The sequence below is a fragment of the Pandoraea cepalis genome (genome assembly GCF_902459625.1).
Lineage (GTDB): Bacteria > Pseudomonadota > Gammaproteobacteria > Burkholderiales > Burkholderiaceae > Pandoraea > Pandoraea cepalis.
This window is the reverse complement of record NZ_CABPRY010000007.1, coordinates 210144-233466: the sequence shown is the minus strand read 5'-3', so window position 1 is coordinate 233466 and position 23323 is coordinate 210144. Positions and strand designations below refer to the sequence as shown.

General features: G+C 65.2%; 21 protein-coding genes. 18 read left to right on the top strand and 3 right to left on the bottom strand.

The window, feature by feature from the left end:
* The first annotated feature begins 5 nt into the window (after positions 1–5).
* The 11 genes from PCE31107_RS16215 (at position 6) to PCE31107_RS16165 (ending at position 12119) form a co-directional block, all read left to right on the top strand.
* The gene (locus tag PCE31107_RS16215) at positions 6–575 is read left to right on the top strand and encodes a hypothetical protein (RefSeq protein ID WP_130025048.1); all 570 of its coding nucleotides are present in this window, start codon (positions 6–8) and stop codon (positions 573–575) included.
* Positions 576–614: 39 nt separating this feature from the next.
* Entirely contained in the window at positions 615–1256 is a 642-nt protein-coding gene (locus PCE31107_RS16210; RefSeq protein WP_150609798.1) for a chemotaxis protein CheX, read from the top strand.
* A 47-nt stretch (positions 1257–1303) separates the two neighbouring features.
* Positions 1304–1669 (top strand): response regulator, encoded by a 366-nt coding sequence (locus tag PCE31107_RS16205; RefSeq protein ID WP_017233217.1) that lies wholly within the window; start codon positions 1304–1306, stop codon positions 1667–1669.
* Positions 1670–1817: 148 nt separating this feature from the next.
* Positions 1818–2360 (top strand): MarR family winged helix-turn-helix transcriptional regulator, encoded by a 543-nt coding sequence (locus PCE31107_RS16200; RefSeq protein WP_150609796.1) that lies wholly within the window; start codon positions 1818–1820, stop codon positions 2358–2360.
* 356 nt (positions 2361–2716) lie between these two features.
* Positions 2717–3898 carry a 3-(3-hydroxy-phenyl)propionate transporter MhpT gene (gene mhpT, locus PCE31107_RS16195; protein ID WP_150609846.1) on the top strand — a complete coding sequence of 394 codons (1182 nt, stop codon included), beginning with the start codon at positions 2717–2719 and terminating at the stop codon, positions 3896–3898.
* A gap of 15 nt (positions 3899–3913) precedes the next feature.
* Complete coding sequence (locus PCE31107_RS16190; protein ID WP_150609794.1) at positions 3914–5056, top strand: porin; 1143 nt, start codon at positions 3914–3916, stop codon at positions 5054–5056.
* 141 nt (positions 5057–5197) lie between these two features.
* On the top strand, positions 5198–6028 hold the full coding sequence (locus PCE31107_RS16185) for a p-hydroxycinnamoyl CoA hydratase/lyase (RefSeq protein WP_017233221.1): 831 nt from the start codon (positions 5198–5200) through the stop codon (positions 6026–6028).
* 40 nt (positions 6029–6068) lie between these two features.
* Entirely contained in the window at positions 6069–7520 is a 1452-nt protein-coding gene (locus tag PCE31107_RS16180; RefSeq protein WP_150609792.1) for an aldehyde dehydrogenase, read from the top strand.
* 81 nt (positions 7521–7601) lie between these two features.
* The gene (locus tag PCE31107_RS16175; protein ID WP_150609790.1) at positions 7602–9476 is read left to right on the top strand and encodes a feruloyl-CoA synthase; all 1875 of its coding nucleotides are present in this window, start codon (positions 7602–7604) and stop codon (positions 9474–9476) included.
* A gap of 1 nt (position 9477) precedes the next feature.
* Entirely contained in the window at positions 9478–11217 is a 1740-nt protein-coding gene (locus PCE31107_RS16170) for an acyl-CoA dehydrogenase family protein (protein WP_150609788.1), read from the top strand.
* Positions 11214–12119 carry an amidohydrolase family protein gene (locus tag PCE31107_RS16165; RefSeq protein WP_150609786.1) on the top strand — a complete coding sequence of 302 codons (906 nt, stop codon included), beginning with the start codon at positions 11214–11216 and terminating at the stop codon, positions 12117–12119. Before PCE31107_RS16170 ends, PCE31107_RS16165 begins: the two co-directional genes overlap by 4 nt.
* Positions 12120–12154: 35 nt before the next feature.
* On the opposite strand, the gene pcaQ is transcribed toward PCE31107_RS16165, so the two are convergent.
* A complete protein-coding gene (pcaQ, locus tag PCE31107_RS16160) occupies positions 12155–13102 on the bottom strand; it encodes a pca operon transcription factor PcaQ (protein WP_130025055.1) in 948 nt (315 codons plus the stop codon).
* 119 nt (positions 13103–13221) lie between these two features.
* On the opposite strand from pcaQ, the gene pcaH reads away from it, so the two are divergent.
* The 5 genes from pcaH (at position 13222) to pcaD (ending at position 17284) form a co-directional block, all read left to right on the top strand.
* The gene (pcaH, locus tag PCE31107_RS16155; protein WP_017233227.1) at positions 13222–13932 is read left to right on the top strand and encodes a protocatechuate 3,4-dioxygenase subunit beta; all 711 of its coding nucleotides are present in this window, start codon (positions 13222–13224) and stop codon (positions 13930–13932) included.
* A gap of 3 nt (positions 13933–13935) precedes the next feature.
* On the top strand, positions 13936–14526 hold the full coding sequence (pcaG, locus tag PCE31107_RS16150) for a protocatechuate 3,4-dioxygenase subunit alpha (protein ID WP_150609784.1): 591 nt from the start codon (positions 13936–13938) through the stop codon (positions 14524–14526).
* Positions 14527–14665: 139 nt separating this feature from the next.
* Positions 14666–16042, top strand: coding sequence for a 3-carboxy-cis,cis-muconate cycloisomerase (locus PCE31107_RS16145; protein WP_150609782.1), 1377 nt, complete (start codon positions 14666–14668; stop codon positions 16040–16042).
* Positions 16039–16464 carry a 4-carboxymuconolactone decarboxylase gene (pcaC, locus tag PCE31107_RS16140; protein ID WP_150552457.1) on the top strand — a complete coding sequence of 142 codons (426 nt, stop codon included), beginning with the start codon at positions 16039–16041 and terminating at the stop codon, positions 16462–16464. Before PCE31107_RS16145 ends, pcaC begins: the two co-directional genes overlap by 4 nt.
* Before the next feature lie 13 nt (positions 16465–16477).
* Complete coding sequence (gene pcaD, locus PCE31107_RS16135) at positions 16478–17284, top strand: 3-oxoadipate enol-lactonase (protein ID WP_150609780.1); 807 nt, start codon at positions 16478–16480, stop codon at positions 17282–17284.
* A 128-nt stretch (positions 17285–17412) separates the two neighbouring features.
* Here pcaD and PCE31107_RS16130 read toward each other — a convergent pair whose 3' ends face one another.
* Positions 17413–18342, bottom strand: a complete 930-nt coding sequence (locus tag PCE31107_RS16130) for a helix-turn-helix domain-containing protein (RefSeq protein ID WP_174966690.1) — start codon at positions 18340–18342, stop codon at positions 17413–17415.
* A 279-nt stretch (positions 18343–18621) separates the two neighbouring features.
* Here PCE31107_RS16130 and PCE31107_RS16125 point away from each other — a divergent pair, with 279 nt between their 5' ends.
* Together PCE31107_RS16125 and PCE31107_RS16120 are read left to right on the top strand one after the other, a co-directional pair.
* Positions 18622–19800: a 4-hydroxybenzoate 3-monooxygenase gene (locus PCE31107_RS16125; protein WP_150609776.1), complete on the top strand. Its 1179-nt coding sequence runs from the start codon at positions 18622–18624 to the stop codon at positions 19798–19800.
* Between the two features lie 268 nt (positions 19801–20068).
* Positions 20069–21445 carry an MFS transporter gene (locus tag PCE31107_RS16120; protein WP_130025063.1) on the top strand — a complete coding sequence of 459 codons (1377 nt, stop codon included), beginning with the start codon at positions 20069–20071 and terminating at the stop codon, positions 21443–21445.
* Positions 21446–21517: 72 nt separating this feature from the next.
* Here the strand turns inward: PCE31107_RS16120 and PCE31107_RS16115 are convergent, their stop codons facing one another.
* Positions 21518–23272: a chloride channel protein gene (locus PCE31107_RS16115; protein WP_130027725.1), complete on the bottom strand. Its 1755-nt coding sequence runs from the start codon at positions 23270–23272 to the stop codon at positions 21518–21520.
* Positions 23273–23323: the final 51 nt, after the last annotated feature.

Below are 23323 nucleotides of genomic sequence, written 5' to 3'. Positions count from 1 at the left end.
TCGTTGTGATCAGCGCTCACGCTCGCGACAGTTTCGAACGCATTCTCCATAAAGCCGCACGCACCCGGCTCGCACGCTCGGTGAACGGCGCGTGCGAGATTGTGCCGCTCTCAGTGCGCCAGTACGATGCGCCGCCGCTGGACGTCGGGGTCGATCTGGCCGCCCGGCATGCCAACGTGGTGGTGTTCACCATCTCGTCCATCGGCTTTCGCATGCTGCTGGTGCTGCACTTCGACGAGGACGATGCGACCGCCGCGTACTTCGCGGGCGACGATCGCGACAAGCCGTTCCGCGAGGTGTTCCTCGAACTTGGCAATCTGTGTTGCGGGGCGATCAATCAAGAGTTGCTCAACTACTTCCCCGATCTGGGCATGTCGACGCCGTACGTGCTGAGTGCGCACTGCGTGCCGCACCTCACGCAACTCAAGCCGAATCTGCTGTCCTCGTGGGACATCACGCTTGATGGTTCGGTGCGTCTGGCGGCCACGCTGTGCGTTTGCGCGCACGCCCCGCTCGACTTCAATGCCGACGTCAGCGAATCGGAAGACAGCAGCGGTGAACTGGAATTGTTTTGAATTGGCAATGGTTTTGTCAGGCCCTAGGAAATTACGAAAATGAACCGAAGCACCCCCCGCGAGTCGGTCAGCCAGTTTCTGATCCTCGACGACAGCGTCGAGCATGAATACCCCGAAGCGCTCGTGCGCGGCATGGTCGATATCACCGATGGCGTATTTCGCGGCTTGTTCGGCGACATCGCCGTGCACTGCGAGCCGCCCGGCGTGGTGCGCGATCGCATCATTTTCGGTGAGGTCTTCAGCCTGATCCCGCTCGAGAGCGCCTGGTGCCGCGGCTACATGATGATGCAGGCCGAGCAGGTTCCGTTCATGCAACTGCTCGAACATACCGGCCGCTGCGAGGGGCCGGCGGGCTTTCGCGAACTCAACGGCATGCTGGGCGAGCTGACGAACCTGATCTGGGGCGCGTTCAAGAACCGCTATATGGGCGATCCCTCGGCAGTGGGCCGCACACAGGTGCAGGTGCCGCTGCTCATCAATCACAAGCAGAAGTACATTTCGTTCGGCACCGACAACCCGCAGTTGTGTTTCGTCTATCGCCTCACCGATCCGGTCAGCGGCCAGATCGTGACCTTGCATCAGCATTTCGTCTTTAGCCTCAACTGGTCGCCGGAGGCGTTTCGCGACGCCCCGCAGGCAAGCGCCGAGCCCGTCGAAACCGGGGCGCTGGAGCTGTTCTGAGATACCGACGCGAACCTCTATTCCCTCTTACACACAAGGACAACACCATGTCGAAGATTCTCGTGGTCGATGATTCGAGCACTGTGCGCGACGAAGTCGCCGGCTTTCTGCGCAAGAACGGCCTGGACGTGGACACCGCCGTTGACGGTAAGGACGGTCTCGCCAAGATCAAGGCCAGCCCGGGCGTGAAGCTCGTCATCAGCGACGTGAACATGCCGAATATGGACGGCCTGACGATGGTCGAGAAGATTCGCGGCGAACTCGCGAACCAGAGCGTCAACGTCGTGATGCTGACCACCGAGAGCAGCCCGGCCATGAAGGAGCGTGGCAAGGCGGCCGGCGTGAAGGGCTGGATCGTCAAGCCGTTCAAGGGCGACGCCGTGCTCGAGACGTTCCGCCGGCTCGCCGGCTGACATCGCAGGCGAACCGGTGCCGCGGGGCCGGTCCGCGACGCCTCGCCGCCGGACCGTCGCCACTGCGCGACGGCGGCGTTACACTGCTGACTTTCCCGCACTCCGCGAGCACTGGCGCAGGCTGTTTGCGCATCCTCGCTTCCTCATCATGAGCGTTGTACCCGAGAAAAAGAAGCTGACCGCAACCGCAGGCGCCGACGACACTGTCGTGCGGGCACCGGACACCGAAGTGTCCGAAGGGGGCGCAGGCTCGGCCGAGGCACGGCCGCGTCGGGCCAAGTTGCGTCTGACCTACGTCATCGCCAGCCTAGACCGTCTGCTACGTCGCCACATGTCCGAAGCGCTGGCACCGCTCGGCCTCACGCTCGCCCAGTTCACTGCGCTATCGGTGCTCGACGCCCGCGGCAAGCTCTCCAATGCGCAACTCGCCCAGCGCTCGTTCATCACGCCGCAATCGGCCAATGAGGTCGTGAGCCTCATGGCTGGGCGCCAGTGGATCACCCGTGAGCCCGACCCCAATCATGGCCGCATCGTGCTGTTGCAGCTCACCGACGAAGGGCGCCGGGTGCTCGCGCAATGCGAGGCCGTCGCCAAGGAGATCGACACGCGCATGCGCGCCGATGTGAGCCGCGAAGACGCCGCCGCCGTGCAACGCCATCTCGAAATGTTCGTGCGCAATCTGCGCGACTGACCCCGGGTTTGTCCCGACCTGCCGATGGCTTGTATTGTCAGGTAGCTTGATATTAAATGGAGACCGTCGCCGCAGAGAAGCGGGCGACAGCATTCCAGTGGCACGGTAAGGCGAACGCAATATGCGGCTCGCGCGGCATTGTCGCGCCCGCCGTACGTCCGCCCTATATATCAGGTTACCTGATTAAATGGGCTTCGCCGCCGGCGTCGGCTGACTGCGCATCAGGTGCCGCTCTCGCAGGGCGGCGACCGAAGTCCATGACGAAGATGACAGGAGACACCATGAAATCGAATCAGGAGGGCAACGCGCAGGCGTTGCCGTTGGCGCCGGACGGGCACGCGAGTCTCGCCAGTCCGATGGCGCTCACGTTGGCGCTGTGCTTTGCCGTGGCGTTGCTCGAAGGTCTCGACCTGCAATCGGTCGGGGTGGCGGCACGCGGCATGGCCAAGGAGTTCGGGCTCAGCGTCGCGCAGATGGGGCTCGCCTTTTCGGCGGGCACTTTTGGCCTGCTGCCCGGGGCGATGGTGGGCGGGCGTTTGGCCGACAGCATCGGCCGCAAGCGAGTGCTGATGCTCTCGGCCGCGGTCTTCGGCGTGTTGTCGATTGCCACGGCGTTCGTGTCGGACTTTGGGATGCTGGTGATCGTGCGCGTGCTCACGGGCATCGGCCTGGGCGGTGCAATGCCGAACCTGATTGCCTTGTCGTCGGAAGCCGTGCCGCCACGACTGCGCGGCACGGCCGTGAGCATCATGTATTGCGGGATTCCGCTCGGCGGTGGCATTGCCGCGACCATTGGCATGCTGGCGGTGAGCGACGCCGACTGGCGCCATATCTTCTACGCGGGCGGCATTGGCCCGCTGTTGCTCTTGCCGTTGCTCGCCTGGTGCCTGCCGGAGTCTCGCGCGTTCGCGGCTGCGACCTCGCAAGGCCAGCGCGCCACGCCCGCGCCGATGATGACAGTGCTGTTCTCCGAGGGACGCGGCATCTCGACGATCCAGCTCTGGCTCTCCTACTTCTGCACGCTCATCGTGCTGTACTTCCTGCTCAACTGGCTGCCGTCGCTCATGGGGGCGCGCGGTCTGGCGCGCGGCGATATCGGTTGGGTGCAGATTCTTTTCAACGTGGGGAGCGCCGTCGGCGTGCTCGCCCTCGGCTACCTGATGGATCGCGCACGCATGTCGCTCGTAATTGGCGGCATGTACCTGGGCATGATCGCCTCGCTTGTCGGGCTCGCGGCGGCCCAGGGCTTCGGGGTACTGGCGACGGCGGCGTTCTTCGCAGGCATGTTCATCATCGGCGGCCAGTCGGTGCTCTACGCGCTCGCCGCCGCTTACTACCCGACCGCCATGCGCGGCACGGGTGTGGGGGCAGCGGTGGCGTTCGGACGCATCGGCTCGGTGGTCGGGCCACTGGCGGCGGGCATGCTGCTCGCCGTGGGCAGCAGTGCCGCCCTGGTGATCGGCGCGAGCATTCCCGTCACCATCGTGGCCGCGCTGGCCGCCCTCATGCTCATTCGTCGTCCCCGCGCGGCTGACTGATAATTGGAGACACACATGGCACTTTCCCATCGCGCTCATGCGCTCGCTTCGTTGGCCGTGGCCGCCGCGCTGGTGGCGCCCGGTATCGCCAGCGCACAATCGAATATCACGCTGTACGGCATTGTCGACACCGGAATCGAGTACGTCTCGCACGCCAGTGTGAATGGTGCCGTGTTGCGCATGCCGGGCGTGACCGGCGAATTTCCGTCGCGCTGGGGGCTGCGCGGCACGGAAGATCTCGGCGGCGGGCTCGCGGCGATCTTCCAACTCGAGAGCGGCTTCAACCTGCGTGGCGGCGATCTCGGCCAGGGCGGTCGCCTGTTCGGGCGCCAGGCCTTCGTGGGCGTGAAGGGCCCGTATGGCACGCTGTCGTTTGGCCGCCAGTACACCATGACTTTCCACGCGCTGCTGGGTTCCGATATCCTTGGCCCCGATATTTACGGCATGGGCTCGTTCGATGCTTACGTTCCCAATGCGCGCACCGACAACTCGGTCACTTATCAGGTCGGCTGGCAGGGGTTGAGCTTCGGTGCGGGGTATTCGTTCGGCCGCGACGCGGCGGGCACGGGCAATTCGCCGGGGCAGGGCACTTGCGCCGGACAGGTGCCGGGGCAGTCGGTGCAATGCCGTGACTGGTCGGTGATGCTCAAGTACGACGCAAACAACTTCGGCGTCGCCACCTCGTACGAAGAGCTGCGTGGCGGCACCAATGCCGCGGTCAACTTCTTCGACGGACAGCCCACCTCGGTGTTCGCCAGCAGCGGCGACAAGGACACCCGCACGACCCTCGGTGCGTACTACAAGTACGGCGCATTGAAGGTCGGTGGCGGCTGGCTGGGCCGTCGCGTGTCGACGTCCGCCATCAATACGCACACCAACCTTTTCTACCTCGGCGCGGCGTACAGCATTACGCCTGCGTGGCTGGTGGACGGCGAGGTCTACCGCATCGTCAACAGCGATCACGACACGCGCGGCACGATGACCACGCTGCGCGCCACTTACTCGCTCTCGGTGCGCACCGCGGTCTACGCACAGGCGGCATATCTCTTCAACAGCGCCCGCGCAGCATACTCGGTCAGCGGCGGGGGCGGCGGCACCACGCCGCCTGCCGGTGAGGGCCAGGCTGGCGTGATGCTCGGCATGCGTCACACGTTCTGACATTTCGAGATCAGGGTTTTCACTGAAAACGTGATGCTTGCAATGTAAGGTTACCTGATATTAAATGTGTCTGTCGGCAACACCGCGCGCCACTCCCGGCGCGCGGCACAGGTTGCCCGGAACACTTGGGAATTGCGCAAAATGACTGCATACGAAGGACGCTGGAAGACGATCGACGTGAAGGTGGAGGGGGGCATTGGCTGGGTCACCTTCAATCGCCCGGAAAAACGCAATGCCATGAGCCCGACGCTCAACACGGAAATGATCCAGGTGCTTGACGCGCTCGAGCTCGATGCCGATGCGCGCGTTGTCGTGCTCACGGGCGCGGGAGCGGCATGGACGGCGGGCATGGATCTGAAGGAATACTTCCGTGAGATCGATGGCGGGCCGGAAGTCGTGCAGGAGCGCGTACGCCGCGACGCGTCGGATTGGCAATGGCGCCGCCTGCGCATGTACGCCAAACCGACCATCGCCATGGTCAACGGCTGGTGCTTCGGCGGTGGCTTCTCGCCGCTGGTGGCGTGCGATCTGGCGATCGCTGCCGACGAGGCAGTGTTCGGTCTGTCGGAAATCAACTGGGGCATTCCGCCGGGCAATCTGGTGAGCAAGGCCATGGCCGACACGGTGGGACATCGCCGCGCGCTGCACTACATCATGACCGGCGACACGTTCACGGGCGTGGAAGCGGCGGACATGGGGCTGGTGAACCAGAGCGTGCCGCTCGACCAACTGCGTGACGCAACGCTCGCTCTGGCCGCCAAGCTGCTGGAGAAGAATCCGGTCGTGCTGCGCGCTGCGAAGCATGGTTTCAAGCGTTCGCGTGAGTTGACGTGGGAGCAGTGCGAAGATTATCTGTACGCGAAACTCGATCAGGCCCAGCTGCGCGACCCGGAACACGGCCGCGAGCAAGGCTTGAAGCAGTTCCTCGACGACAAGGCGATCAAGCCGGGCCTGCAGGCTTACAAGCGCTGAGGCGCAACGTTCATCGGTGACCGGAAAGAGGGAGAGCGCAATGCATGAAGTGCAGATGCTGATCGGGGGCCAGTGGCGCGGCGCGCAGGGTGGGGCAACGTTCGAGCGCATCGATCCGGTGACGGGCGAAGTTGCCACACGGGCACCGGCCGCGACACTGGCCGATGCCGACGCCGCCGTCGACGCGGCGCAAGCGGCCTTTCCCGCCTGGGCGGCGCTGTCGCCGACGGCGCGTCGGCAACGCTTGCTCGCGGCCGCCGAGCGCATGGACGCCCGCGCGGCGGAGTTCATCGCCATCGGGGCCGCCGAGACCGGCGCGATGGCCAATTGGTATGGCTTCAACGTCATGCTAGCAGCCAACATGCTGCGCGAAGCGGCGGCCATGACCACGCAAATCGACGGCAGCGTGATCCCGAGCGATGTGCCTGGCAATCTTGCGATGGCAGTGCGCTCGCCGGTCGGCGTGGTGCTCGGCATCGCGCCGTGGAATGCCCCGGTGATTCTGGCGACGCGAGCGCTTGCCATGCCGCTCGCGTGCGGCAACACGGTCGTGCTCAAGGCATCGGAGCAATGCCCCGGCGTGCATGCGCTGATCGGTGCCTGCCTGCACGATGCGGGGCTGGGCGACGGGGTGGTCAACGTCGTGACGAACGCGCCGCACGATGCCGGCGAGATCGTGGCGCGACTGATTGCGCACCCGGCTGTCAGGCGCGTGAACTTTACCGGCTCGACGCACGTGGGTCGCATCATCGCGCGCCTCGCCGCGGAACATCTCAAGCCGGCGCTGCTGGAGTTGGGCGGCAAGGCCCCGGTGCTCGTGCTCGACGACGCCGATCTGGACGCCGCCGCCGACGGCATTGCGTTCGGCGCGTTCTTCAATCAAGGGCAGATCTGCATGTCGACCGAGCGAGTGATCGTCGACGCGCGCATCGCGGACGCCTTCGTCGAAAAGCTCACGACGAAGGCGGCGACCTTGCGCGCCGGGGCGCCGACGTCGCCCGACAGTGTGCTCGGTGCGATGGTGAGCGCGCAGGCGGCGTCGCGTGTGGCGGCGCTGGTCGAGGACGCTCGCACGCATGGCGCGCATCTGCCGCTGGGGTGCCGGGTTGACGGTGCGATCATGCAGGCGACGATCGTCGATGGCGTGAGCCCGGCGATGCGACTGTACCGCGAGGAGTCGTTTGGTCCGGTGGTGACGATCCAGCGTGTAAGCGGCGATGACGAGGCGGTGAGAGTGGCCAACGATAGCGAATTTGGCTTGTCGGCCGCGATCTTCAGCCGGGATGTATCGCGTGCGCTGCAATTGGCCAAGCGCATCGAGTCGGGAATCTGCCACATCAACGGCCCGACCGTGCACGACGAAGCGCAGATGCCGTTCGGCGGCGTGAAGTCCAGCGGCTACGGCCGATTCGGCAGCAAGGCGTCGATCGGCGAATTCACGGAACTGCGCTGGATCACCGTGCAGACAACGCCGCGCCATTACCCGATCTGATCGTTCGCAGGATGAGGCTGTGCCCGCGCGCGGACGCTACCGAGAGAGCGCCGCGGCGGGACCGAAGCAGGAGACAGTGTTTTGAATCAACGCAACAACACCGCCGCCACGCAAGACGTGGCGGCTCATCGCTATCGCCAGGTCGCCATCGGCAACCCGGGGGTCGACGTGATTCGCGATGGCGAATGCTGGTATCTGCGCTCGCGTGAGCCGCTCGGCGATTTTCCGGAGCGTCTCACAGACCGGCTCATCGCCGGCGCGGCACGGCACCCGGAACGGTGGCTTGTGGCGCGTCGCGGCCCTGACGGTCAATGGATCGGCATCACGTATGCGCAGATGCTGCAGCGTGCGCGTGCGATCGGTCAGGCATTGCGCGATCGCGGAATGTCGCCGCAACGTCCCATCGCGATCCTCTCCGGCAACGATCTGGAACACTTTGAACTCGCGCTCGGCGCGATGTACGCCGGGGTGCCGTTTGCGCCGATCTCGCCGGCGTATTCGATCGTGTCGACGGACTTCGGGAAGCTGCGTCATACACTGGAATTGCTGCAGCCGGGGCTGGTGTACGCGACGGATGAGGGCGCCTATGGTCGCGCCATGGACGCCGTGCTTGACGACAATGTGGTCCGCGTCACCGCGCACGGCGACGGGGGCACGCTGGCCTTCGATGCGCTGCGCGATACCGTGCCGCGCGATGTCGACGCCATTCACGCGCGCGTCAACGGCGACACCATCGCCAAGATCCTCTTCACATCCGGCTCAACCCGTCTGCCGAAGGCCGTGCCGACCACCCAGCGCATGCTGTGCAGCAATCAACAGATGCTGCTGCAAACGTTCCCGACCTTCGGCGAGGCGCCGCCCGTGCTGGTCGACTGGTTGCCTTGGAATCATACGTATGGCGGCAGTCACAATGTCGGCATCGCGCTCTATAACGGCGGCACGCTCTACATCGACGACGGCAAGCCGGTCGCGGGCAAGTTCGAGGAAACGTTGCGCAATCTGCGCGAGATCTCGCCGACCGTGTATTTCAACGTGCCGAAGGGATGGGAGGATCTCGCCATCGCACTCGAAAACGACGCGGCCCTGCGCGAGCGCTTTTTCGCCCGTGTGAATCTCTACTTCTTCGGCGGGGCCGGGCTGTCTCAGGCGGCCTGGGACCGGCTTGAACGCGTGACCGAGGCGCATTGCGGCGAGCGTATCCGGATCATGTCGGGGTTGGGGATGACCGAGACGTCGCCGAGCTGCATGTTCACCACCGGGCCGATCATGCGTGCGGGCTATATCGGCTTGCCGGCGCCCGGCTGCGAAGTGAAGCTCGCACCGGTCGGCGGCAAGCTCGAAGTGCGCTTTCGCGGACCTAACGTCATGGCCGGCTATTGGCGTCACTCGTCAGGCGACCCGGTGTTCGACGACGAGGGCTACTACTGCACAGGGGACGCCGCCACATTTGTCGACGCGCAGCACCCGGAGGTCGGTCTGCAATTCGACGGACGCATCACCGAAGATTTCAAGCTCAGTTCGGGCACATTCGTGAGCGTGGGGCCGTTGCGGGCTCGCGTGATTTCGGAAGGGGCCCCCTATGTGCAGGACGCGGTCGTCACCGGCATCAATCGCGACGATATCGGATTGATGGTCTTCCCGCGCGTCGAGGATTGCCGGCGCTTGAGCGGCTTGCCGTCACAGGCGCCGCTGAGCGACGTGCTGGCGAGCGATCCCGTGCGTGAAGCGTTCTCGGCACTGCTCGCACGACTGAATGCGAGCGCCGGGGGAAGCGCCACGTATGTTGCGCGTCTCATGCTGCTCGACACCCCGCCCTCGCTAGATCGGGGCGAGGTTACGGACAAAGGGTCGATAAACCAGCGCGCGGTGCAGGACCAGCGTGCCGCGACCGTCGATGCGCTGCATGCCGCACGGGCGGGCGACTCGCGCGTCATCCTTGCCCCCGCAAGGCGCTGACATGGCGTACCCGCAATCGCTTGGCGCGGCCGAAGATATCGCGTTCGTGCTGAACACGCTCGGCGTAGGCGACGCGTTGACGCGCCTCGGCCCGTTTCGTGAATTCGACACGGCCACGTTCGTGCAAGTCGTCGACGAAGCCGCCCGCTTCTCGCGCGAAGTGCTTGCACCGCTCAACGCCGTGGGGGACCGTGAAGGTTGCACCTGGCGCGACGGCGAGGTGCGCACGCCCACCGGCTTCGCCGATGCCTATCGCCAGTATTGCAACGCCGGTTGGCCGTCGCTGCCGTGCGATCCGTCACTGGGCGGACAGGGGTTGCCTGTGGTGGTGCAGGTGGCCGTGCAGGAACTCACGGCTGGCGCGAATCTCGCCTGGACGATGTACCCGGGCATTCTTCACGGCGCGTATGAATGCGTGCATCGATTCGGCAGCGCCGCACTGCGCGACGCGTGGCTGAGGCCGCTGGTCAGCGGTGAATGGCTCGCCACGATGGCGTTGACGGAACCGGGCGCCGGCAGCGACCTCGGGCAGATTCGCACGCGTGCCGAATGGATCGACGGGACGCGCGAGACGGTGCGAGTGACGGGCGAGAAGATTTTCATCTCGGGCGGCGAACAGGATCTCACCCCGAACATCGTTCATCTCGTGCTTGCGCGCACGCCGGATGCCCCACCGGGCAGCGGCGGGTTGTCACTCTTTCTTGTCCCCAAGGTGCTTGCGAATGGCGAGCGCAATGCCGTGCGTTGTACGGGTATTGAGCACAAGATGGGGATTCGCGGGAGCGCGACGTGCTCGATGGCGTTCGAGGGCGCGACCGGTTACCTCATCGGTGCACCGCATCGCGGACTCGAGGCGATGTTCGCAATGATGAACTCGGCGCGGCTGCATGTGGGGGCGTCCGGCGTTGGACTGGCGCAGAGCGCCTACGACATGGCTTTGCGGCATGCCGGTGAGCGTGTGCAATCGCGCGTGCCTGGGGCCGAAGCCGGCGTGCCCATCGCCGGGCATCCGGCGGTGTGGCGCTTGCTCGAGGGTCAGCGCGTCGCGGTCGAGGGCGCGCGACTGTTGTTGTATCGCGCGGCACTCGCCATCGATGAGGCTCACCATGCCGACACGCCGCAGGCACGCGTGCAGGCCGATGCGCTGGTGGCGCTGCTCACTCCGGTGGTCAAGGCGATGCTCACCGAGCAGGCGTTCCTGGGCGCGAGCGATGCGTTGCAGGTTTTCGGGGGCTACGGTTATGTCGAAGAGACCGGCATCTCGCAGTTTCTGCGCGACGCGCGTATCCCGATGATCTATGAAGGGACCAATGAAATTCAGGCCATCGACCTGATGCTGCGCAAGGTCGTCAAGGACGACGGCGCCACGTTGTCGCAATGGCTGACGTGGGCGCGAGCGCAGGTGAGCGAGGCGCGCATCGTCGACACGCGCGATGGCTTCGACGCCGCGCTGGTGGCGCTCGACGACTGGACGATGCTCATGCCGTCGGTCATCGCGTTGGCGCGAACATCGCCCCGCGCGGCGTTGTGTGTCGCGGGCGAGGTGATGCGCGTGGTGCACGGCCTGTCGATGGCAGGCCTCTGGGCGCAGGCGGCGGTGGCGGCGCACCGCGTCCCAGGACCCATCGCCGATGGGAAACGCAGCGCGGCGCGCTATTGGTTGAAGTTCACCCTGCCGGAGACGCGTCGTGCGATGGCGATCGTCGCTGCGCAAATCCGTGATCCGGAGACCGCCGAATGAATCTCGACAAGCTCATCGCGATCGACACGCACGTGCATGCTGAAGTGTCGTGCTGCCAGCCGCCGGACCTGTTCGGCAAGGCGTTCGACGACGCGGCCGACAAATATTTCGGCACGGTGCTCAAGCAGAATCGCCGCCCCACGATTCCCGAGACCATCGAGCATTACCGCGAGCGCAATATCGGCTTCGTGATGTTTACCGTCGATTGCGAGGCGAACATCGGTCGCCGCCGTATTCCGAACGAGGAGATCGCGGGCTTCGCGCAGGAGAACGCGGACATCATGATCGCGTTTGCGAGCATCGATCCGCACAAGGGACGCATGGGCGTGCGCGAGGCGCGGCGGCTCGTCGAGGAATTCGGTGTGCGCGGCTTCAAGTTCCACCCCACCATGCAGGGATTCTTCGCCAACGACCGCATGGCCTATCCGATGTACGAGCTGATTGCCGAATACCGGCTCACCGCGGTCTTTCACAGCGGCCATTCCGGTATCGGCGCCGACATGCCCGGCGGCGGCGGGTTGCGGCTCAAGTTCTCGGAGCCGATCCACCTTGATGACGTGGCCACCGACTTCCCTGAGATGAACCTCGTGATCGCACACCCGTCGTGGCCTTGGCAATCGCAAGCCTTGTCCATCGCGCTGCACAAGCCGAACGTCTACATCGATCTGTCGGGGTGGTCGCCCAAGTATTTTTCGCCGGAGCTGATGCAATACGCGAATTCGCTGCTGCGCGAGAAGATGCTGTTCGGCTCGGATTTTCCGCTCATCGCGCCGGACCGGTGGTTGCGCGAGTTCGAGACGGTGGGGTTTCGCGACGAGGTCAAACCGCTTGTGCTCAAGGACAACGCAGCGCGCATGCTCGGGCTTGCGGACACGCAGCAGACCACGGCGTCGGCAACGTGAGCGGGGCGGGCGTGAAAGGTAACGCCATGCTGCCGTCAGCGTACGCCCGGTGTGCCGTAGCGCACGCGCGCCGCTTCGCGCATGGCGCTGATGAGCGTCTGTTCCGGCGGTGTCGGGACGGTGTCGCTGCGCCACAGAATGCCGATGGACTCCTCGGTGCCCTTCGTCGCGAACGGCAGAGCACACAGCACGCCATCGGCAAGGTCGTCCTGCACGGTGATTTCGGAGGCGATCCAGACGACATCGTCGCGCAAGGTCATCGCGCGCGCGAGCGACATCGAGAGCAGCTCGGCGTAGTCGTCGAGCATGCCCACGCCATGCGCGCGCAAGAAGCCGTCGGCGGTATGCCGCAGGATCGTGCCGTTCGGCGGCAGCACCACGTGATAGCGCGCAATGTCGGCCATCGACACGCTGCGCTGCTGAACGAGCGGATGCGACGCACGCACCACCACGCTCAGCGGGGTGGCGCACAGGTGCTCGAAGGTGAGGCCCGCCATGCCCTCGGGGTCCGACATCCGGCCGAGCGCCAGCGTGACCTGTCCAGACTTCAACTGCGTGAGCAACTGTTGATTGGCGCCCGTGTGGACTTGCACGACGATGCCCGGCCATTCGCGCCGGAACGTTTCGAGCACACTGGGCATCATGGCGGCCGCCAGGGTGGGCAATACGGCGATCTCGATCACGCCGCCCGTTTGACCGTTGGCGCGAGAGAGCACGTCGATGCCCTGACGCAGTGCGCTCACGCTCGCGCCCGCATGCCGCAGAAACAGTTCGGCCTGTGCGGTGGGGCGCGCGCCATTGCGCCCGCGCTCGAACAGACGCACGCCCAACAGGCCCTCGAGTTCGGCAATCGTCTTGCTCACGGCCGGTTGGGTAATGGACAGCGCTTCCGCGGCGCGTTGCAGGCTGCCGTGCTGGGCAACCGCCAGCAGGCATTGCAGATGGCGCAGCTTGATGCGCCCGTCGAGTCGATGTCTTTCCATTCCGGAAAGTTATGAAAAACCTAAGAAAATGTCAATAAATATATCCAATGATTATGGATATAGTGTCGAAAACCAGCTGGCGGCAAGCCAGATTCGTCAACACAAAATGGAGTGAGACCATGTCGAATTCGACGACCGTCCTGCGCCCCCGCGACTGGGATTCGCATCCCAAGCTGATCGACAGCGGGTATAAGTCCACGGCGCTGCGCGGCCCCAAGCAACTGCTCGTCCCCGTCAAGCAGAATCTCGCGAACCTGCGCTCGCCGGTCTACGGTCACGGTATCGTCGGGGCGCTCGATAGCGACCTGACGCGTAATGCGGTGCGCAACGGCGAGCCGCTTGGCGAGCGCATGATCGTGACGGGCCGCGTGCTCGACGAAGGCGGTCGTCCGGTGCCGAACACGCTTGTCGAGCTGTGGCAGGCCAATGCGTGCGGCCGCTACGTGCACAAAGTCGACCAGCACGACGCCCCGCTGGACCCGAACTTCCTCGGTGCCGGCCGCGCCCTGACCGACGCGCAGGGCCGTTACAAATTCCTGACCATCAAGCCCGGCGCCTACCCGTGGAAGAACCACCACAACGCGTGGCGTCCGCAGCATCTGCATTTCTCGGTGTTCGGTGAATATTTCGCGACCCGGCTGGTGACGCAGATGTACTTCCCGGGCGATCCGCTGCTCGGTTACGATCCGATTTTCCAGGCCACCCCGGCGCATGCCCGCGACCGTCTGATTGCGCGCTTCTCGATGGATATCACCGAGCCCGAGTACGCGCTGGGTTACGAATTCGACATCGTCCTGCGCGGTGCCGACCAAACGCCGATGGAGTCCTGAGCCATGTCCGATTACCAGCAAACGCCGTCGCAGACCGTCGGCCCGTACTTCGCTTATGGCCTTTCGCCGGAGCAGTACCGTTACGACTTCAAGAGCGCTTTCACACCCGTGGTGGCGCTCGATCGTGCTGAAGGCGAGGCGATCCGCCTGGTCGGGCAGGTGCTCGACGGCGCCGGCCAGCCGATCAACGACGCGTTGATCGAGGTCGTGCAGGCCGACGCCGCCGGCCGCTACGTACAGAGCGCCGACGATATCGAGCGCACCGGCTTTGCCGGCACGGGCCGTTGCGGCACCGGCACCCATGCCGAGCACTGTTTCGTCTTCGACACGATCAAGCCGGGCGTGGCCGCGCCCGGCGAGGCACCGCGCATCGATGTGATTCTGACGATGCGGGGCTTGCTCAATCATCTTTTTACGCGTATCTATTTCGACGACGAGGCTGCGGCCAACGCGCTCGACCCGGTGCTGCAACAAGTGCCAGCGGAGCGTCGCCACACGCTGATCGCGCGCCGCGAGGTGAACGGCGGGCGTGTGTCGTACCGGTTCGACATCCGCATGCAGGGAGACGAGGAGACGGTTTTCCTCGACCTTTGACGTCAGTCATGCAAGGCTGACACTGGCGCGGCTCCGGGCTGTCGGCATGCAAATGCCGCCGGTCCGCGGCCGTCTTCGCATTTTGCAACGTACCCGGGCGACCCGGTCCTACCCAACTCTAACCACCATCGACGCTCCGATGACGGAACTGCTTGACTCTTTGCTGCGCGGCGCTGCCGTGACGGCGCGCTTCTCGCGCGACGCCACGCTACAGGGCATGCTCGACTTCGAAGTGGCGCTGGCCGCCGCCGAGGCCGAGGCCGGTCTGATCCCGGCCGCCGCTGTCGCCCCGATTACCGCCGCCGCTCGTGCCGGCGATCTCGACTGGCTCGCGCTACGCGACGCCGCGGCGGGCGCGGGCAACCTCGCCATTCCCCTGGTCAAGCAACTGACGGCGCGCGTGAAAGCGCTCGACGCCGACGCCGCTCGCTTCGTGCATTGGGGCGCCACCAGTCAGGATGTCATCGACACCGGTCTCATCCTGCAAGTGCGTGGCGCGCTCGACGACCTCGGCGCCGACCTCGACGGCCTTATCGTCGAACTCGCGGCGCAAGTCCGGCAGCATCGTGCGACGGTCATGGTCGGCCGCACGTGGCTGCAGCACGCCTTGCCGATCACGTTCGGTCTCAAGCTCGCGGGCACGCTCGACAGTTTGTTGCGCGCGCGCGCCGATCTCGCGAACGTGCGTCAACAGGTGTTGTGCGCGCAATTCGGCGGGGCCGCCGGCACGCTGGCGTCGCTCGGCACGCAGGGCCCCGCGGTTGCCGCAGCGCTCGCGCGTCGCCTGGGTCTGTTCGAGGCGGCTACCCCGTGGCACGGCCAGCGCGATCGCGTCGTGCGCGTGGGAAGCTGGGCGGCGTCGCTGACCGGCTCGCTCGGCAAATTCGCGCGCGATACGGCGATGCTCACGCAAACCGAAGTCGGCGAAATCGCCGAGGCCTCCGGTCCGGGGCGCGGCGGATCGTCGACCATGCCGCACAAGCGCAATCCGGTTGGGTGCGCGGCAATACTTGCGGCGGCTACCCGCACGCCGCAACTGGCCGCCACGCTGTTCGTCGCGATGCAGCAGGATCACGAACGCGGTCTGGGCACGTGGCACGCCGAGTGGGAAACGCTGCCCGAGTTGCTCATGCTGTGCGGCGGAGCGCTGGCGACAGCGCGCACCCTCGTGCAAGACTGGACGGTCGACACGGCGCGCATGCGGGCGAACCTCGACATCACGCACGGCCTCATCATGGCCGAGGCCGTGACGATGGCGTTGGGCGAAACGATGGGGCGTCTCGAAGCCCATCGGCGTGTCGAAGCACATTGCCGCAGTGCGCTCGCGCAGCACCGTCCTTTGCTCGATATCCTGCGCGAAGACGATGACATCACCCGCAGCCTCGGCATTGCAACGCTCGAGCGACTGACGGACCCGCAACATTATCTGGGTGCTGCCGAGACGTTTGTGGGCCGAGTTCTCGCGCTTGCCGACGCCGCCGTGGCACCATCCCAACCCGGCAGAAAATCAACATGAACGATCAGGAACGCTACGACAACGGCATGCAGGTGCGCCGCGCCGTCCTCGGTGACGCACACGTGGACCGCACCCTCACACGCCGCAACGAATTCAACGACGACTTCCAGAACTTCATCACACGCTTCGCCTGGGGCGATGTCTGGACGCGTCCGGGTCTCACGCGCCATATGCGCAGCATGGTGACACTCTCGCTGCTCATCGCCCTGAACCGTGGCGACGAGTTCCGCATGCACGTGCGCGCCGCGTTCAACAACGGTGTGACGCGCGAGGAAATGAAGGAGCTGTTCATGCACGCTGCACTGTATTGCGGCCTGCCTGCCGCCAATCAGGCGATTCACGACGCCGAGACGGTCTTCGCGGAGATGGAAGCCGCCGAGCCCGGTTCGACGACCCGTGCGCGCGACGCCGCACAACGCTGAGGAGCCGAAACGAATGACGACGGAACGTCTTATCGAGGTGGGCGACGCTACGCTGCGCGTGGCGATCGACGGCGACGACCGCGCACCGGCGCTGGTGCTGTCCAATTCGCTGGGCACGACGCTCGAGATGTGGGCGCCGCAGGTGCCGGCACTCGCCCGCGAATTCCGGGTGATCCGTTACGACGCGCGTGGACATGGCGGCTCGTCCGTCACGCCGGGACCTTACGTCATCGACCAATTGGGACGTGACGTGATCGGACTGCTCGACGCGCTGCATATCGAGCGTGCGAGTGTGGCGGGGGTGTCGATGGGCGGCATGACGGGCATGTGGCTGGGGATTCATGCACCACAGCGTCTCGAGCGTCTCGCTATCGTTTGCTCGTCGGCGCACATCGGCGGCGAAGACGGCTGGAATGCGCGCATTCGCACGGTGCTCGCCGATGGCATGGCTGCCGTCGCCGACGCCGTGGTGTCGCGCTGGTTTACGCCCGCGTTCGCGGCGAAGGAACCGGCGTTGGTCGAGCGCATGAAGGCGATGTTCCGCTCGCTGTCGCCGCAGGGGTACGCGGCCGCGTGTGCCGCCGTGCGCGACATGAATCAGCTCGACGAGATTGCGTTGATCACCGCCCCGACACTGATCGTGACCGGCGCGGGGGACCTTGCGACGCCACCCGCGATGTCGAGCGCGATGCTCGAACGGATTCCCGGTGCACAGCAGATCATCGTGCCGGGCGCGCATATCTCCAATATCGAGTGTGCCCCGGCCGTGACTGAGGCGCTCCTGAGCTTCCTGCGCGTGCCGATGCCGGCCAATGCGTAAGCACTGAGCGCCGACGCATCGACGCATCGACGCATCGATGTATCGATGTATCGGGGAATCTGAGAATCGGTGCGTCGCCGGGGGGCGGGTCTTCAACGGGGACGGCCCGCCCCCCCCCCGGCGCGAGGTTATGAGGCGTCGCCCAAGTGGGCATGTTGCGCGTTGCGGCGGAACGCCGACGGTGTGACGCCGACATGCCGTTTGAAGACGCGGCAGAAATACGCCGGGTCCTGGAAGCCGAGTTCGTAAGCCACGTGCGAGACCGGCGCGGGAATATAGATCAGCTTGCGGCGCGCTTCGAGCATCAATCGGTCCTGCACCAGATCGAAGGCCGATTTTCCCGCGATGCGACGGCATAGCCGATTGAGCTTGCTCTCGGTGACATGCAGTCGTTCGGCGTAGGCCGGTACGGCCCACGCCTCGGTGTAATGCGCCTCGACAAGGGCGCGAAAGCGCGCGAACAAATCCAGCTCCGTGCGTCCGGCCCGTGTCGCCGAATCGTGATGCGCGTGCAGGCGCGCGAGCAGCAGCAGCACGCTGCGCGTGAGCCATCCCACCATTTCCGCATGCCCGAGTTGCGGGCGCGAAAACTCGTCCATGATGAGGCCGAGCAACGTATAGAGACGGTCGCGCGTTTGCGGTGCGTCCCCCAGCGGGAATAGCCACGGCTTGCGCAGCAGCGACGCCATGTCGGCATCGGCGCCGAGCGCTGCATCGAACGGCACGCTCTGCGCCATCGTCAACACGAAGCCGTGCGCGCCGCGCGAGAAGCGGAAGTTATGGACGGCCGACGGATGCACGGTGATGACGGCCGGGCCTTGCACCTCCCACGTGGCGTCGTCGACGTTCGCCTCCACCGCCCCTTCGAAGATCGCCAGCACCTGGAACAGTCCCAGATGTCGGTGCGTGTCGATATGCCAGTCGTAGAGGCGGCTGCGCGTTTCAATCCACTCGATATGGACGAAATCGGCGCTGTCGGTGCCCGTCAATTCACCATACAGCGAGAATTCCGGAATCGCCTCGCGCGCCGCGCGCAGCCGGGGTGACGCGCCTGACATTCTGGTTTTCCCTTGGTCGAAGTTGTCAAAAAAGTACAAGAAAGGCGTCGATTCATCCATTCAACCCGACGCGTGCGGTCCATAAGATATGACGCATTCGCCCCTCGTGACAAGGCGTGTCCATCGGTTTAGGGATGCTCGTTTACGCGTAGTCCCAATTCGGTGCAGCAGGCGCAAGGCAGTAGAGAAATGCAAGCCGCATGCATGCCGTAGACCCGTCGCGAGATGCCCCGGCACGGGTGTGCCAGGCGCGGGCAATGCCACTACAGGAGACAACGCATGCGAACCCATTACCCCGTCGTCATCGTCGGTGCCGGTCCGGCCGGACTGCTGCTTTCCCATCTGCTGCATCTGCAAGGCATCGACTCGATCGTGCTCGAATCGCGCGCGCGCGCTGCCGTAGAGTCGACCATTCGTGCCGGTGTGTTGGAGCAGGGCACGATGGACATTCTCAACGAAACCGGCGTGGGCGAGCGCATGCGTCGTGAAGGCGCGCTGCATCATGGTATCGAGCTGGCGTTCGGAGGGCAGCGTCATCGCATTGCGCTCACTGAACTGACCGGACGCGCGATTACCGTCTACGCGCAGCACGAGGTGATCAAGGATCTGATCGCGGCGCGCGAAGCGGCGCAGGGTGACATTCTGTTCGACGTGTCGGACGTCTCGGTGCATGACATCGATAGCACGACACCGAGCGTGCAATTCACGGTGGATGGCCAGGTACGACGGCTGACGTGCGACTTTATCGCGGGCTGTGACGGCTTCCACGGAGTGTGCCGCCCGGCCATGCCCGCCTCGGTACGCAAGGAATATCAGCGCGTGTATCCGTTCGGCTGGTTCGGCGTGCTGGTGGAGGCGCCGCCATCGTCCGACGAACTGATCTACGCGGCACACGAGCGCGGCTTCGCGTTGATCAGCACGCGCTCCCCGACGGTGCAGCGCATGTACTTCCAATGCGATCCGAGCGAGCGCGCCGAGACGTGGAGCGACGAACGTATCTGGCAAGAGCTGCACATGCGCACGGAAAGCGACGACGGCTGGCGCCTCAAGGAGGGGCCGATCTTCCAGAAGAACGTGATCGCGATGCGAAGCTTCGTCGCCACGCCGATGCAGTATGGCCGTATGTTCCTGGCGGGCGACTCGGCGCATATCGTGCCGCCGACGGGCGCCAAGGGCATGAACCTGGCCGTGGCCGACGTGTGGCGTTTGGCGCGCGCGCTCGACGACTTCTTCCATCGCGACAACGAAGCCGGTTTGCACGGATATTCGGAGGCGGCGCTCAAGCGGATCTGGCGCGCGGAGCACTTCTCGTACTGGATGACGCGCATGATGCACCGCCTCGACGACGCCACGCCGTTCGAGCAACAGATGCAGCGCTCGGAACTGGAGTACGTTGTCAGTTCGCGCGCGGCATCGCTCATGCTCGCGGAGAACTATGTGGGGCTGCCGCTTGCCTGAGGCGCAGGGCGAGGCATCGGCACGCGGGCGCCGGTGCTCGCCTGCTCGCACGTATAACTGGCCGTTATGGATGATCTGACGAAAGATCATTTCGACGACCGGTTGAAAGACTTACAGTAGCGGCAGAAAATCGACGCCGCAAACCCGCCGAATCGGGTTAGCCGACAAGCGCGCCACCCCCGGCAAATGGACGCGCCTGCGCGGCGGCGAATGCCAAAATTACAAAGCGATGACAGCCGGGGCGGGCACGCCCCGAGGAGACAGTTTCATGAATCAGACGCGAACGGTGGATGTGCCCACCTATATCAACGCACACCGATTTTCCGGCTACCAGTGGCTGGTGTTGATCCTGTGTTTCTTCGTCGTCGCCATCGACGGCTTCGATACCGCAGCGATCGGTTACATCGCGCCTTCGCTGGTGCAGCAGTGGCACATCGACCGAGGCTCGCTCGGCCCGGTGCTTTCGGCGGCGCTTTTTGGTCTGGCGGGCGGGGCAATTTTTGCCGGTCCGCTCGCCGACAAGCTCGGGCGCAAGACGCTGTTGGTGCTCTCGGTCGTCTTCTTCGGCATCGCCAGTCTCGCGACGGCCGTCGCTCAGGATCTGCAAACGCTCACGGCACTGCGCTTTCTGACGGGGCTGGGGCTCGGTGCGGCCATGCCCAATGCCGTGACGTTGATTTCCGAGTACGCGCCGGAATCGCGTCGCGCGGTCATCGTCAACACCATGTTCTGCGGCTTCCCGCTGGGGGCGTCGGTAGGCGGATTCGTTGCTTCGTGGGTCATTCCGCACTTTGGCTGGCATGCCGTGCTCGTGCTCGGCGGCGTATTGCCGCTGGTGCTCTCGGTGCTGTTGATCCTGTGCTTGCCGGAGTCGGTGAAGTTCCTCGTCGTGCGTCACAAGCCGGTCGAGCGCGTGCGTCGTATTCTGTCGCGGATCTCGGGCGAGCCGCTCGACGACGTCGGCACGTTCACGGTCAATGAAGCCGCGCCGAAACGGGCCGGTTCCGCCATCGGCGTGGTGCTCTCGAAGCAGTACGGCTTCGGCTCGTTGATGCTGTGGGTCACCTACTTCATGGGCCTCGTGATCTTCTATCTGCTCACGAGCTGGATGCCGCTGCTGTTCAAGGATGCGGGGTTCACGATCGAACGGGCTGCGCTGATCACGGCCCTCTTCCCGCTGGGCGGCGGCATCGGCACGATTCTGTCGGGCTGGTGCATGGACAAGTTCAACGCGCAGAAAGTGGTGGCTGTGGGCTACGCGCTGACGGCCGTGCTGGTGTATGCGGTGGGGCAGGCGATGGGCAACATCGGCGCGCTGGTCGTGCTGATTTTCCTGGCAGGCACGGCGATGAACGGTGCACAGTCGTCGATGCCGTCGTTGGCAGCGATGTTCTATCCGACGCACGGCCGCGCCACGGGCGTGGCATGGATGCTCGGTGTCGGGCGCTTCGGCGGGATTGCCGGTGCGTTGCTGGGTGCGGAGCTGATGCGCCGTCACCTGGGGTTTGCGTCGACGTTCTCGCTGCTGGCGATTCCGGCCGTGCTCGCCACGCTCGCCTTGCTCGCGAAGAATGCCTGGGAACGGGCCAGCGGCAATCCGCCGGCTGCCTCGCACGACGCGCGCAACTCGGCGCCGATGCACTGACCACCGACGTTCGTCTCGTTGCGTCCCGACGCGCCGTCAACCAGGGTTGACGGCGCGTCGTCGTATCTGGGATCAGCTACGTCGGCGTCCGAGATGAAGCATGCGCTCGCGCACTTCTTCTTCCGAGCGCCAGTGCTCAGCCGGTTTGACCAGATCGCTGCGGCTGATGATGCCGACGAGCTTGCGTGAAGCGGCATCACTCACGACCGGCAGTCGTTCCAGGTGATGCGCGGCGAAGCGTGCCGACACGATACGCCCCGTCTCCGACGCCAGCGCGACGAGCGGCGGATTCGCGCCATACAGTTGGCCCAGCGTTTGCAGCCCTTGTGCCTGCGCGCGCGTGAGTGCTTGCCGGTCGACCATGCCGAGCACGCTGTGCTCAGCGTCGACCACGGGGTAGGCGCGATGGCGCTGGCCCGCGCCGAAGGCTTGCTGTGCCGCTTCGTCGATGAGCATGCCGGCGGCCAGCGACACCGGCTCTCGGGTCATCAATTCGCCAACGTGCAGGCGCTCCAGCGGATCGACGCCGTATTCGCGATGGATGTGACGGCCACGTCGCGCGATCTTCTCCGTCATGATCGAGCGCGGCATGATCCAGATCGTGATGCCGTACGAGATGCCGCAAGTGAGCAGTAGCGGCAGCAACGCATTTACGTTGTGCGTGAGACCAAGGGCGAAGACGATGGCCGTCAACGGCGCGCCGAGCACGCCGGCGAGCGTTGCCGCCATGCACACCAGTGCCCACAGCGAGACGTCGCCACCCGGCAGCACCGGTGCGAGGAGCGTGCCGAGCCCGGCACCGATCATGAGCAGCGGCGCGAGCACCCCGCCCGAGGTGCACGATCCCAGGGCAATCGCCCAGATGATCGCCTTGACCACCAGCAGCGCCAGCGCGGCATGCAGCGTGAAGTGTCCGGCGAGCAGGTCTGCGATGACGTCATAGCCCACGCCGAGCGCACGCGGCTGGAGATAGCCGCCAATGCCGATGGCGACACCGCCGATGGCTGGCCACCACATCCAATGCACGGGAAGCTTGTGAAAGCCGTCTTCGATGGCGTAGAGGGCGCGCGACATGCTGGCGGACAGGATGCCCGCGCATACCCCGGCGATCACGCACGACAGCAGGGCGATGGGTGCGACGACGGATTCCGCCATCGGAAAGAGCGGACCTGCGTCGAGCATCAGCGGCCGTGCGAAACCGGCGACCGCGCATGCGGCGATCACCGGCAGCAGGCTGCGCGGACGCCATTCGAAGAGCAGCAGTTCCACGGCGAGCAGCACGGCGGCGACCGGCGTGCCGAATACGGCCGTCATGCCGGCGGTGGCGCCGGCCACGAGCAGTGTCTTGCGCTCGGCGGCGCTCAGATGAAAGTATTGGGCGATGAGCGAGCCGACGGCGCCGCCCGTCATGATGATTGGGCCTTCCGCGCCGAATGGTCCGCCGCTGCCGATCACAATGCCCGAGGACAACGGTTTGAGGATGGCGACGCGCGGCGACATCTTGCTCTTGCCGAACAGAATCGCCTCGATGGCTTCCGGAATGCCGTGACCGCGAATCTTGTCGCTGCCGAAGCGGGCCATCGCGCCGACGATCAGCCCGCCGATGACCGGTAGGGCGATGACCGCCGCGCCGAGCGTGTTATTGGCGGGCGAGCGTGGCGCGAACGAGAGCGTTTGATAGAAGAAGAGGTTGGTGAAGCCCTGGATGAGGTGCAGCAGCAACCACGCGGCAGGTACACCGCAAAAGCCGATGACGGCGGCCAGCGCAATGAGTCGAGGCAGGCCCGGCGCACGCGAAAAGTCCCGTGCGTTGGCGGGCGCGGCCATGGTGGAGTGAGGCGAAGGCGTATGGGGAACGGAAGCCATGACAATGCCGTG

Coding starts and splice junctions, on each gene's coding strand:
- PCE31107_RS16170 (WP_150609788.1), top strand. CDS start 9,478: ATGGCGTACCCGCAATCGCTTGGCGCGGCCGAAGATATCGCGTTCGTG.
- PCE31107_RS16210 (WP_150609798.1), top strand. CDS start 615: ATGAACCGAAGCACCCCCCGCGAGTCGGTCAGCCAGTTTCTGATCCTC.
- PCE31107_RS16145 (WP_150609782.1), top strand. CDS start 14,666: ATGACGGAACTGCTTGACTCTTTGCTGCGCGGCGCTGCCGTGACGGCG.
- PCE31107_RS16125 (WP_150609776.1), top strand. CDS start 18,622: ATGCGAACCCATTACCCCGTCGTCATCGTCGGTGCCGGTCCGGCCGGA.
- PCE31107_RS16130 (WP_174966690.1), bottom strand. CDS start 18,342: ATGTCAGGCGCGTCACCCCGGCTGCGCGCGGCGCGCGAGGCGATTCCG.
- PCE31107_RS16180 (WP_150609792.1), top strand. CDS start 6,069: ATGCATGAAGTGCAGATGCTGATCGGGGGCCAGTGGCGCGGCGCGCAG.
- PCE31107_RS16165 (WP_150609786.1), top strand. CDS start 11,214: ATGAATCTCGACAAGCTCATCGCGATCGACACGCACGTGCATGCTGAA.
- pcaC (WP_150552457.1), top strand. CDS start 16,039: ATGAACGATCAGGAACGCTACGACAACGGCATGCAGGTGCGCCGCGCC.
- mhpT (WP_150609846.1), top strand. CDS start 2,717: ATGGCGCTCACGTTGGCGCTGTGCTTTGCCGTGGCGTTGCTCGAAGGT.
- PCE31107_RS16115 (WP_130027725.1), bottom strand. CDS start 23,272: ATGGCCGCGCCCGCCAACGCACGGGACTTTTCGCGTGCGCCGGGCCTG.
- pcaG (WP_150609784.1), top strand. CDS start 13,936: ATGTCCGATTACCAGCAAACGCCGTCGCAGACCGTCGGCCCGTACTTC.
- PCE31107_RS16190 (WP_150609794.1), top strand. CDS start 3,914: ATGGCACTTTCCCATCGCGCTCATGCGCTCGCTTCGTTGGCCGTGGCC.
- PCE31107_RS16185 (WP_017233221.1), top strand. CDS start 5,198: ATGACTGCATACGAAGGACGCTGGAAGACGATCGACGTGAAGGTGGAG.
- PCE31107_RS16200 (WP_150609796.1), top strand. CDS start 1,818: ATGAGCGTTGTACCCGAGAAAAAGAAGCTGACCGCAACCGCAGGCGCC.
- pcaQ (WP_130025055.1), bottom strand. CDS start 13,102: ATGGAAAGACATCGACTCGACGGGCGCATCAAGCTGCGCCATCTGCAA.
- pcaD (WP_150609780.1), top strand. CDS start 16,478: ATGACGACGGAACGTCTTATCGAGGTGGGCGACGCTACGCTGCGCGTG.
- PCE31107_RS16120 (WP_130025063.1), top strand. CDS start 20,069: ATGAATCAGACGCGAACGGTGGATGTGCCCACCTATATCAACGCACAC.
- PCE31107_RS16205 (WP_017233217.1), top strand. CDS start 1,304: ATGTCGAAGATTCTCGTGGTCGATGATTCGAGCACTGTGCGCGACGAA.
- pcaH (WP_017233227.1), top strand. CDS start 13,222: ATGTCGAATTCGACGACCGTCCTGCGCCCCCGCGACTGGGATTCGCAT.